The sequence below is a fragment of the Nostoc sp. 'Peltigera membranacea cyanobiont' 210A genome, assembly GCF_002246015.1.
Classification (GTDB): Bacteria; Cyanobacteriota; Cyanobacteriia; order Cyanobacteriales; family Nostocaceae; genus Nostoc.
In genome coordinates, this window is record NZ_NOLJ01000002.1 from 186,279 (window position 1) to 197,664 (window position 11,386).

An 11,386-nucleotide genomic window follows, 5' to 3' on the forward strand; every position below is an offset into this window, starting at 1 on the left:
CTTTCCAGTAAATACACTGAATAAATGAGGCTTTTAGCTAGCTTTTATTAGAAACGCTACTAGATTGTGTAATGCCCTGATAAACACAGCAGCAGTCAAAAGTATTGATTCAGTTGAGTTTCAGCTAATTAGCGGAATGCTCTGAGAGTAACAGACCGTTGTAACTGAGCTAAAGCGCGGTTGTAATCCAAAATTGCTGTGACTCGATTACCTTCAGCTTGGGTGAGGTCATTTTCAGAGTTAATCACATCAGTTTGAGTACCTACACCAGCTTGGAATCGCAAACGCGCTAAACGTAGAGCTTCCCTGGCTTGTTCTAAAGCGGTATTAGCGGTTTGAACATTCTCCAAACTAGATTGCTGGGTAGAATAGGCTTGTTCTACCTGAAAGCGAATTTGGTTGCGTTGTTCAGCAAATTGAGTTTCTGCGATCGCAATATTAGTTTTGGACTGATCTGCCCTTGCTCTAGCGGCTCCCCCATCATACAAATTTAGGGTTGCCCTAACTCCGAATGAATAACCATCAGTAACGCTGACATTATCATCGAACTGGTCGAGCAGGTCGTAGCTAGCAACCAAACTAACTTGAGGCCCCAGTTCTGCAAGAGCTTGTTTGCGCTGTTGCTCGCTAATATTACGTTGTGCTAACTGCTGTTGCAGTTCTGGACGATTTTGATAAGCCAACACAATACTTTGTTCTAGGGTTGGGTTCCAAAGACCAGCTAATTGTACAGGGTCAGCGGCACTGATATTTATTGCTTGCGGCAAACTGATCCGAGTTGCTAATTGACGACGGGAAATTGTCTGCTGGGATCTAGCATTAGTTAAATTTTGTTGGGCATTTGCTAAATTCACCTGCGATCGCAACACATCGAACCGCGTACCAACCCCAGCTCGCTCTAAAGCTTCTGCATCACGTAAACTAGCCTCAGAGTTCTGCACAGCCGATTGGGCAATCCGTACTTGTTCATCCGCTTGTTGCAAATTGTAGTAGTCTGTGGCAACATTCAAACGGATTGTCTCAGACTGAGTTTCTACAGCCAACTCGTTGAAACGTACTTGTTCTTCAGCCGCTTTGATGCTAGCTTGCACTCTCCCGGAACTATAAAGGTTATATGAAAGTTGTGCTTGACCAGAAAAAGATGTACTGGGTTGGTCTTGGTTAGACAGTAAGCCATTTCGCCCGTTTAATTCGTCCTGAAGCTGACTGCTAGCAGACTGACTACGAGTAAGATCCGTGCTAACTCCCAAGGTAGGCAATAAAGCAGCTTGCGCCTCTCTTAGAGCCGCTTGATTGCGTTTTAGCTCCAATAAGGACACCTGTAGATCGTGATTGTTACGCCGTGCTAACTCCAGAGCCTGTGCCAAAGTAATTGGTTGATTTTCCTGAAGTCTCACTTCCTCCGCTTTGGTGGGAAATTGCAGCGGATTTGAGTTAGGAATCAGGTTCTCTGGAATTTGCACTGCCCCTGACGGTACTGGAGTTACCGTTGTTGGCACAGCGGCAGGTTGCACCGAACCCCCTGGTACAGGAGTTACAGTTCCTGGCGCAATTAGAGTTGGCGTCGAACTCTCTGGTGTAGGAGTTACAGTTCCTGGCGCAGTGATTGGCGTCGAATCTGCCGGAATCGTGGTATTGCTCTGAGCCAAGCGACCACCAATAGCGTTTTGTCGTAAGCAGGTGCTTGAGGTTAGTAGCACAGCCAAGGAGTCAGTTTTGCTTTTGCTCAACTCCTGTGGACACCTCTGCGCTGACAACAGTTTTGCTGCTCCTGCACCTGTGGCTGAAGTTTGTAAAAATGTTTGCAACGGAGTAACAGTATTTATCTTTTGAACCACTGGCTGCTGTGCAGAAGACAGGGACAAAATTTCTTTTTGGACAGAAAGGGGTTTTGAAGTGTAGTTGGGAACTACTATCTTCTTTAATTTCTGCCCATAAGCGCTTGAATTACTCTGTTTTTGGTTCTTTTGAGCTTGGGAAGGATTAGAGGTAGCTGTCAAACTGAAAAATCTACCTTTATCTTTCTTAAGTAGTTGTTTTATTTGTACAACAGTATTTTCAGTCGTAAATACTGGAATACTGTTATTACTTAAAGGTTTCACACTAAGTTTAGTAAAACCCAAAGCAGGTACTAGGGTTGGAACACTAACATTTGCACTGTTAGACAGTTGCGTATTTATGGTATCCACAACTAAGCCTTGACCATAAGTAGAAGTCAAAACACTAGGAGAAGATGCCAGTTGTATCCCAGTTAGTTTCGCAGTACCAGCCCAAGCAGGCTGAGTTGTTAAAACCGCTGCCGTTACACCAGGTAAGAAGCTATAAAATAATTGCTGTCCTTTCACCGCATCCCTCACACGAAAATCAATCTAGCGGCAGAAAACCTTTCTTCACCACAGAATATAGCACGATACTAAACTTAGGAAAGAATATACTACGATACTAAATTTAGGGTTCGGAACTCTGTTTGTCTTCAAAACGTCTAACAATGCGAGAAAGTTCCGCCTTTTCATCGATACTAACGCGAGTAGGAGCACCGCTGATAATCCGTTCGTAGTTTCGGAAAGAATCTTTGATATCGGGCCCGTCAGCAGTAATATTATACTCACGAATGCCCTTATCATGCCAAGACCCGCGCATTTTGAATACGTTAATTGCCCGCGACATTTCTCCGCGAATTTCTACGTACTGTAACATCAGAATTGTATCGGTAATCGTAGAAATATGAGAGTCAGTAATCGAATGCGCTCCTAGAAATTGATCGGTTGTGTTAGTAAAGAAACCAGTAATTTCTTCTTGTTTAGCATAACCTGTCACACCAATTACAAACTGCCGAAATGCATTATTCGTAACTCCTCTAGCTAGTGCTGATAGAGAATCAATAGCAATCCGAGCGGGTTTGAAAATAGCAATTTCTGATTTAATAATTTGTAAGTGGTCTTCTAAACCAGTTGATTCAGGATAGGTACAGATGATTTTGAGTAAACCTTGATCTTCTAATTTTTCAAAATCAATTCCCCAAGAGGAAGCATTACGAGATAGTTGGGCGCGTGACTCTTCATAAGCAAATAATATCGCCTGTTCTCCATTGAGGCAGCCATCTTGAATAAATTTACTTACTAACAGTGTTTTACCAGTACCTGTAGCTCCTGTCGCCAAAATAATTGAATCTTTAAAGAAACCACCTCCGCACATTTCATCTAAAGTTTTGACACCAGAAGATACCCTGACATTAGAAGAACGTTGAGTCAAGCGCATTGCTCCGAGTGGGAAGATGTTAACTCCTTCATTAGTAATCGTGAAGGGATACTCGCCTTTCATGTGAGTTGTGCCGCGCAATTTGAGAATTTCAATTGTGCGACGGCGGCGTTCTCCTTCTAAAGCGTTGCGAACAATTACTACATTATCGGAAACAAATTCTTCCACTCCAAAAGAGGCAACAGGCCCATATTCTTCACTACGTTCAGTGGTAATTAGAGTGGTGACACTTAGTAGTTTGAGACGTGCTACCAGGCGGAAAATTTCGCGTCGCACTACTCCCATTGCTTCATACTGCTGAAATACTGCTGTTATTGAGTCGATTGAAACTCGTTTAGCTTTGTATTTGCGGATGGCATATTGCAAGCGTTCAATGAGTGCAGAAAGGTCAAAATTTCCAACTATATCTTGACCTTCTGGATCGGGAGATGCATCAAGAATAAATAACTTGCCTTCTTCGATTAAGCGGGGCAAGTTCCAACCAAAAATATTGGCATTTTTAATAATATCACTCGGTGATTCCTCAAAGGTTACAAATACTCCTGGTTCATCAAAGTAGGTGATACCGTTATAGAGAAACTGAAGAGAAAATAAGGTTTTACCTGTGCCGGATGTACCACTAATCAAGGTGGTTCTACCAATTGGTAAACCACCATGACTAATATCGTCAAACCCCTCGATCATCGTCCGAATTTTTTCTACACCCCTAATTATCGGTGGTTGTTTTGGTTGTACTTGCTCGTTTTCACTCATTGCTTGATAACAAAAGGGTATTAAAACCTGTTTTTTTATTACTAAACTTTAGACTCAATATTTTATGATTAAAAATTTACTCCTCAAAATCTTCTTCACTCAGTTCTTCATAGAGCAAATCCAATCCTATCAATACTCTTTCTCTATCTGAAAGATCCCCAATAATTTTGCGAACGGGTGGAGGCAAAATTTTAGATAATGTTGGCGTTGCCAAGATTTTATCTTCTTCTGCTAGTTGTGGACTTTTCAATACATCGATCACTTTTAAAGCATAAACACCTTTAAACTCCTGCTCTAAAATATCTTTGAGTGTTTTTAATGCCCGGACTGAATTCGGGGTGTTTCCGGCTACGTAAAGCTTGAGAACGTAGGTTTTTCTGGCTTTAATCATATATTTAATAACTAGTCATGAGCATAAAAATAACAAGATGCGTTCGCGCCTTGGGAGTAACTAATAGCAGTAGCTTGTTCCAATTTGAATAGAGAGCGATAACTTAATTTATTTAGAAATCGAACTCCTATAAACTTCGCACAAGTGAGCCAAGATATCGATCAACGTTAGGCGGTAATCAAGTAACGTTTCATTGCTCCTACCTTCTAATTTTAGCTGGTGAGAAAATTCTTCAATTACCTCCATGTGAATTTCGATTATTTGGGGCACAGGAATATTAGCATAAAATATAGCATTGATAAATTTATCAATTTTATCTTTAAGTGTTTTGTCTGTAGTAAAATAATCTATAAGAATCAGGCTATAATCTATTTTAAGCTGTCTTAATAATCTTTCTCTTTCAGCCGGAGTCATCTCCTGAAAATGCTGCTGGCTTTTTTGCATCTGACTGGCAAATACATAAACGTACTTGCTAGTGTATGCCTTACTTGGATTTCGTGGCAGACAATTTGGTAAATAGTTGATTGTTCCAGAGGTTGTTGCAGCAACAGGTAAGTAGCAAAATTGGGCAATAATTGCGTCCATCAATTGCCCCACCCACCTACTCAAACCTTTTAGGTTAGCTAAGTCAACTGGATTATTTAAGCATTTGTTAACATTAGATTGCAGAATTAATATCGGTAATAACATCTATTCTTGAATATATCTCCTCGATCGCCCTGACCAATAAACGCGGGCTGATAAGTTTGGCTAACGCTTGTAGGGAAGGAAATACCGCGTTGCGTGTGCAGTCAACTGGTGATTTAACCCCAAAATAACGCTCTATGCGAGCAGATAGTGCTACGCACTTAACAATTTAGTGCAGCAACTAACTGGTAGAACTTAGTAGGTCTTTGATGATGAGGTATCCGTCGACATAGCAAGACACAGTACTTAACTCATGATTTACATATCTATGTACATAAATAGATAGATTTTTTTATTTTGCTCCTTGATAAGATACTTAAACGAACTTAAAGGATTGTCGCATTCCAAATCATTATAATTCCTCAAGGTTCTAAAGCGAATCTTTGGAGCCATAATTGTTTTAGCCGTCGCTATCGATGAGGAGTTTAAATACCAGTAAGACACTGGAGAGGCTAGTTGCTAGAAATGAGAAACGTCGCCTCTTGGAAAAATGCACTCGTTTGCAATTCCCGTGTCCGTTAGGGGAAATCCCGTTGTTTTAATGGCGTTGAAATAACCAGAGTTGCTTATATGAGTCTTCTTAAAGGATATGACTTCAGGCAAAAAGACCATCAACTGGCAGATGGAAATGCCGGAGGGTTCCACAGGAAGAATGACCCCCAAATCCCTATGTTAATGCTAGATTACCCGCTTTATGACTTTCAGGCAACCGTACCTAGCTGCCCCCAAACAAGTTCTCTGGCAGTGGTGTTGGAGATTTTTGAGCAAGAGCAGTGCGATCGCTTGGTAGTAGTAAATCAACAGCAATGCCCCATCGGGTTGCTATATTCTGCCCGTTTAATCCCAAAATTATTAGCACAAAGTGACGATAAAAATCTAAATTTACAACAATCGCTCTCTACCTGGGGTCAAGGTCTAATTGAGCCAATACAGACAATATCAGCTTCTGAGCGTGTAGAGCGATTAAGCTTGCGCTGGTGCGATTCACAAGTCGAAAAACCCCAAAACTTAGATTGGGCGCTGATTGACTCTGATGGTCGATATTTGGGGCTGCTGGATAGTTCACGCCTGTTGCGATCGCTGGCTCAAGAACGTATGGCTGGCTTACAAAGGTCTAGCAAGCATCGTCATGAGTATGATGGTAGGCCAAATGAACCCAAGTCCTTAGGACATCAGCCATTAGTACACTTGCTAGAAAGACTGCCTTGGCCTTTGATGTTGCAAACAGGTACTGGCGAGGTGGTAGCCCGAAATCCCGCTTGGTGGCAGCAATTAGGAACCTTAAAAGATCCAGAAGGAGTTAGGCAACAAGTGGAGGCAATACTTGTCCCTAACCGCTCCGAAATAGCAGAATATGTCACCCAACCAGCAATCAACGTTCATGCCAAAGGTGGTAAAGAAGAACTGATTCAGCAAGAAGCATCAGGTGATGCTGCATACAGCCGATGCTATTTAGATAGTCAGGTGGGTACTTGTACCTGCGTGGTTGAAGTACAAAATGGTCAAGAGCGAATCTGGCAGTTTGCCAAAATTCCCTTAGATAGTCCTGAGTTTAAAGTGATGAGTGCTGAAGAGGAAATTGCACTCAGCACTGATTTGTGGTTGGTTTTAGCTACTGATGTCACTGAACAGCAGCAGCTTTGTAAAGAACTAGCAGCGAAGAATGCCGATTTAATTCAACTAAATCGGTTAAAAGACGAATTTTTAGCTTGTATTAGCCATGAACTCAAAACTCCCCTAACTGCCGTTTTGGGATTATCGCGCTTGCTAGTGGATCAGCAGTTGGGAGAACTTAACGAGCGTCAAGCCCGTTATGCGGGACTGATTCATCAAAGCGGACGCCACCTGATGAGTGTGGTGAATGACATTTTGGATTTGACCCGAATGGAGACGGGACAAATGGATTTGACGCTGACTCCGGTGAAAATTCAGGCTGTGTGCGATCGCGCCCTATCGGAAGCTAAAGCTATCCACACTCAAACCACCAAAGCGACATCTGCGCCGCCACCAGCAAATGCGCGTTCATCTGCTCCTCAATTCTGTCTTTCCATTGAACTAGGTTTAGATCAGATGGTGGCAGACGAATTGCGCTTACGCCAGATGCTAGTACACTTACTTTCCAACGCCTTTAAATTCACCGAAATATCTGGCGAAATTGGGCTGCGGGTAAGTCGTTGGGAAGGATGGATTGCCTTCACAGTGTGGGATACAGGCATTGGCATTCCCGAACACCAGCAACATTTAATCTTTCAAAAATTCCAACAATTAGAAAATCCCCTCACCCGTCAATTTGAAGGCACTGGTTTAGGGCTAGTATTAACTCGCGCCTTGGCTCGCCTCCACGGAGGAGATGTCAGCTTCTTATCGCGTGAAGGTAAAGGTAGCCAGTTTACCCTACTTCTACCGCCCAGTCCCCCGAAAACAGGCTTTTCGGAATCAGATATGGGAATCAGAGAAGAGGAGGAGACACGATACCAACCGACACGGGAAAACTCCGCCGCTCGTCAGCAAGTTAGTACGCCCACACAGCATCATCCCGCGAGTTCGCAACGATTGGTCTTGGTAGTCGAGGCAGTAGCCCGATATATTGAAGACTTGACCGAACAACTCAAAAGTTTAGGATATCGGGTAGTGATTGCGCGATCGGGCACAGAAGCAGTCGAAAAAGCGCGGCGCTTGCAACCAATAGCCATATTTTTGAATCCGTTGTTACCCCTGCTATCAGGCTGGGATGTGCTGACTTTACTAAAATCTGACACCGCAACCCGTCATATATCTGTAATTGTCACAGCTACGGGAGCCGAAAAGGAGCAAGCATTTGCTAACCGAGCCGATGGTTTCTTAAGTTTGCCAGTAGAGCATCAGGTCTTAGCACCAGTTCTAGAAAAATTATGTGCTGCACAAGCAATTCCGCAGATAGGGTTAAATAATAGTGCAATTATCCCAACTAAAACCCCACTGCGAATCCTCCGGTTAGTGAATCCCCAGTTAGAATCGGTCAATCCCCACCCCTCACTTCGAGAACATCGGGTGATTGAAGTAGATGACCTAGATCAGGCAGAACTTTTGGCGCGGGTATGGCAGTTTGATGTGATTTTGCTAGATGTCGAAAGTACCACCGCCCAAATTTATTTGCAACAACTAATTGGACATCCACGTTTAGCAGCTATACCACTGGTTACTTGCGATGTTGCAACTACCTTAATCGCTTCTAAAATACCGGGGCTATCTGTATTTCCTTACTTAACACCATTTGCCAAAGACAACAGCAGTCGCACCGATAAAACAGATGCTTTACTATCAGTACTGCAAATTGCTTCTGGTATTTGCTGCCCTCCCAACATCTTAGTAGTGGATTTAACAATGCTCCGGGATTTTCCCCAGGTAAGACGTAAGCCAGCTAAGGGGTATCGCACAGAAAAAAATTGCTCAATTAGTAGTGAAACTGCTGAACGGGGATCTGAGTGGTTCCAAGCTTTAATTCAATACCTTCAAACAGCAGGCTTCAAAGCGGCGATGAGTCCTTGTTGGGCAGAAGTGTTGCAACAAATTCGCCACGAAAGCGTTGACTTACTGCTAATTTGTTTAGGAGAAACCTCTATCCACAAAGATGTGCTCAAAGCACTGAAAACATTGGGAGATTCGCCTTTAAAGTTGCCACCAATTTTGGTACTAAATCAGCGATTAAATCGCCTAGAAACCAGTTTCCAGGATGGAGTAGCTTATAAGCAAATTAACAAGCAGAAGAAGAATGGTTTGGAATCGGTAGAAACTGTTGTTAGTGCGATCGCTACCCAAATATTACCGCGATCGATATCAATGGAAGACCTATTAAACCAGATCAATCAAGCTTTAGCTGTCAATGGTTACAATAGTAAATGTTAATGGGGTCATTAGTCATTGGTCATTATAGCGGTTATCAGTTTAGTGAGGTACAAGAACCCCACCCCCAACCCCCTCCCCGCAAGCGAGGAGGGGACTATGATGTACCTCGTGTGATTAGGAAACGCTATAGTTATTCTCAAATGACAAATGACAAATGACAAATGACAATTTATGATATGTCGATTTTTTGATTTTTCATTTTCTTAAAAGGAACTCGAACCAAGTTATAAGCACCCTTGGTTGATAAATTCTTGTAATCATCTGGCTGTAAGTCCATTTTCAAAAACTTTTTCTGTTCGGCCAACAGCAGCACTGAAGAAGGTTTTAGTCCTTTAGCAGCCTTGTTTTTAATATGCTCTACAGCCTCTTGGGGAAATTTTAAATAATTTACGTGGATGTGGCTGTAAAATACCACACTAGGCTTTTTGAAGCCAAGCATGATCAATTCTTCGTTTGGTTGTTTTGCTTCTAAAATCACCGCAGACAATTCCCTTAAGGGTAATTGACGTTCTCGATCGATAAAGAACGAAGCAGGCGTTAAAACAAAAATTACAAACGCCACAAAACCGATTAAATTAATACCGATAATGTAGTTCCAGCGGCGACTCAATAATAAACCCGCGACCAAAACAGCAGAAACTAGCCAAATTATACCCGCGATTACTGGTAAACCAGATTGTTCAATTAGTTCGTGGAAGTTACTGATCGCTGGATCGGTACCTAATATGTGGGTGATATTGAGCAGTGCTGTTGCCAGAACTGATAAAAATACTACATTCACCCAACCACTTATTCGCAGCAAAGAGGCGGAGATGGGCGGAGTGGGAGAGGGGGAAACAGCAATTGTTTGCCGTGTCTTTGTATCTGAAAAAAGGTCGCTCCACAACAGGGCTACCAGGATTGCTGCTGCTGGCATTAAAGGCAATACGTAGCTAGGAAGTTTAGTAACGGCAATGCTAAAAAAGGCAAAGATGCTAGCAAACCAGAACCAGGCAAATAAACCAAATTGCTGAAAACGTTCAACAGATCGCCAATGCGATCGCTGCCAAAATTTTAGTCTGATTATAGAAGCTGGTAAATACACTGAGTATGGTGCAAAACCCAACAGCACGACTAAAAAGTAAAAATACCAAGGTGCTGAGTGACCATTAACTACTTCTGTAAAACGTTCCAGGTTGTGATAACCAAAAAAGGAGTTAATGTAATTCCAGCCATTGCGCCAAATTACTAAAGCATACCAAGGCACTGACAAAGCGAGAATTATCAGTGTACCTACAAGAAGGTGCATTTCCCGCAACACCTCTCGCACTTTACCCACGTAAAGCAAAAAGGCGGCAACAATTAGCCCCGGCAAAACAATTCCCACTGGCCCTTTGGTCAAAATTGCGCCAGCAATCAGCACATAAAAAGCTAAATACCATTTATTGGGGAATAGGGATTGGGGATTAGGGATTGGGGATTGGGAAAATTTCTCCCCAGTCCCCAGTCCCCAGTCCCCAGTCCCTTCCTTCCCTGCATACCCTAGAAAGAAACATAACAAAGCCGATGCCATGCATCCGGTGAGCAGCATATCAGAGACACCCGTTCTCGCCCAAATAATGGTTTCGGGATTGAGTGCCATCAGCGCGGCTGCTATAAAAGATGTTAAGTAGCGACGAGTAGGACGTGAAACTTGCTCTAATTCGTCTTGTTTACCCAGATACCACTGGATGGTGTAAAAAGCTAAACAAACTAAGCCGAATGCTGCGATCGCAGAAGGAAGGCGTACTGCCCATTCATTCACGCCAATCAGATGATATGCGATCGCCTGACACCAGTAAATTAAAGCAGGTTTATCGAAACGAGTATCACCATTGAAAAATGGGGTAATCCAATCACCTGTAACGAACATCTGGCGGGAAGCTTCCGCAAAGAGCGGCTCTGTTTCATCAATTAAGCCAATGTTGCCCAAATTCCACCCAAAAGCCACCCAGCCAACCACCATCAACCACAAAATCGACACAGTTACACTCAGGGCTGGATTTTTTGCTATTTTGTTGAACCACCGATCAACAGTGTGCTTAACACTCAATTTCATTCTCATTTAGTCAATAGTCAACAATCACTAATCAATAGTCGTTGGTTATCTATCTTTTGTTCTTCGGAGTTTTTAATTCAACAATTTTCCTCTATCCATTACTTAACACTTTACCAACTGTAGGGTAAGGATATGAAGAGTGCTGAGTTCCGAGTTCCTCGGCTTAGAGTTAATCTTTACCCCCGCCCCGAATGGCACTAAGAAAAGCTGAAACCTCCTTGCTGGCAGGGTGTGGGAGGTGTGGGGGGTGTGGGAGGCAATGCAGCGTTCATTGATGTGCAGTTATTCAATTTCTCCTCTTTCTCCCCACCCTCCCCACACCTCCCACACTTCCC

General features: G+C 42.9%; 6 protein-coding genes. 1 reads left to right on the plus strand and 5 read right to left on the minus strand.

Annotation, left to right across the window (positions count from 1 at the left end; translation table 11 throughout):
• Positions 1 to 128: 128 nt before the first annotated feature.
• The 4 genes from CDG76_RS05755 to CDG76_RS05770 form a co-directional block, all read right to left on the minus strand.
• A complete protein-coding gene (locus tag CDG76_RS05755) occupies positions 129 to 2,345 on the minus strand; it encodes a TolC family protein (protein ID WP_094348735.1) in 2,217 nt (738 codons plus the stop codon).
• A 103-nt stretch (positions 2,346 to 2,448) separates the two neighbouring features.
• Positions 2,449 to 4,011, minus strand: a complete 1,563-nt coding sequence (gene kaiC, locus CDG76_RS05760; protein WP_094348125.1) for a circadian clock protein KaiC — start codon at positions 4,009 to 4,011, stop codon at positions 2,449 to 2,451.
• Positions 4,012 to 4,087: 76 nt separating this feature from the next.
• Positions 4,088 to 4,402, minus strand: a complete 315-nt coding sequence (gene kaiB / locus CDG76_RS05765) for a circadian clock protein KaiB (protein ID WP_094348126.1) — start codon at positions 4,400 to 4,402, stop codon at positions 4,088 to 4,090.
• A gap of 108 nt (positions 4,403 to 4,510) precedes the next feature.
• The gene (locus tag CDG76_RS05770; RefSeq protein WP_094348127.1) at positions 4,511 to 5,092 is read right to left on the minus strand and encodes a KaiA family protein; all 582 of its coding nucleotides are present in this window, start codon (positions 5,090 to 5,092) and stop codon (positions 4,511 to 4,513) included.
• A 666-nt stretch (positions 5,093 to 5,758) separates the two neighbouring features.
• On the opposite strand from CDG76_RS05770, the gene CDG76_RS05775 reads away from it, so the two are divergent.
• Positions 5,759 to 8,974: an ATP-binding response regulator gene (locus tag CDG76_RS05775; protein ID WP_094348736.1), complete on the plus strand. Its 3,216-nt coding sequence runs from the start codon at positions 5,759 to 5,761 to the stop codon at positions 8,972 to 8,974.
• Between the two features lie 169 nt (positions 8,975 to 9,143).
• On the opposite strand, the gene CDG76_RS05780 is transcribed toward CDG76_RS05775, so the two are convergent.
• Positions 9,144 to 11,057, minus strand: a complete 1,914-nt coding sequence (locus CDG76_RS05780) for an ArnT family glycosyltransferase (protein WP_190240773.1) — start codon at positions 11,055 to 11,057, stop codon at positions 9,144 to 9,146.
• Between the last annotated feature and the right edge of the window lie 329 nt (positions 11,058 to 11,386).

What these genes read in the sequence shown, in the direction of transcription:
- kaiC (WP_094348125.1), bottom strand. Translation starts at nt 4,011, where the DNA reads ATGAGTGAAAACGAGCAAGTACAACCAAAACAACCACCGATAATTAGG.
- kaiB (WP_094348126.1), bottom strand. Translation starts at nt 4,402, where the DNA reads ATGATTAAAGCCAGAAAAACCTACGTTCTCAAGCTTTACGTAGCCGGA.
- CDG76_RS05770 (WP_094348127.1), bottom strand. Translation starts at nt 5,092, where the DNA reads ATGTTATTACCGATATTAATTCTGCAATCTAATGTTAACAAATGCTTA.
- CDG76_RS05775 (WP_094348736.1), top strand. Translation starts at nt 5,759, where the DNA reads ATGTTAATGCTAGATTACCCGCTTTATGACTTTCAGGCAACCGTACCT.
- CDG76_RS05780 (WP_190240773.1), bottom strand. Translation starts at nt 11,057, where the DNA reads ATGAGAATGAAATTGAGTGTTAAGCACACTGTTGATCGGTGGTTCAAC.